Annotated in this window: 1 pseudogene; it reads right to left on the minus strand. The window is 61.6% G+C overall.

Annotation, left to right across the window (positions count from 1 at the left end):
* Nucleotides 1–268, minus strand: a pseudogene (locus tag BK665_RS33695) (NAD-dependent DNA ligase LigA); the annotation flags it as partial.

Raw genomic sequence — 268 nt, forward strand, 5'->3', positions numbered from 1 at the left:
AACCGAGCCCCTCGATGTCATAGGCATTGCGCGAGACGAAATGCTTCAGATGCTCCGTCGCCTGCGCCCGGCAGATAAAGCCGCCGGTGCAGCGCGTCACCGCATCGACCTTGCCGGTCTTTTCATTGATATCACGCACCGCATGGCTGCCGCAGACCGGGCATGTCTTGGGGAATTCGTAAGACACGCTCGATGCCTCCCGCTTCTCCAGCACGACGTCGACGATCTGCGGAATGACGTCGCCGGCGCGCTGCACGATCACCATGTC

Origin of the sequence: Pseudomonas frederiksbergensis (assembly GCF_003732665.1) — a bacterium.
GTDB classification, from domain to species: Bacteria; Pseudomonadota; Gammaproteobacteria; order Pseudomonadales; family Pseudomonadaceae; genus Aquipseudomonas; species Aquipseudomonas frederiksbergensis_G.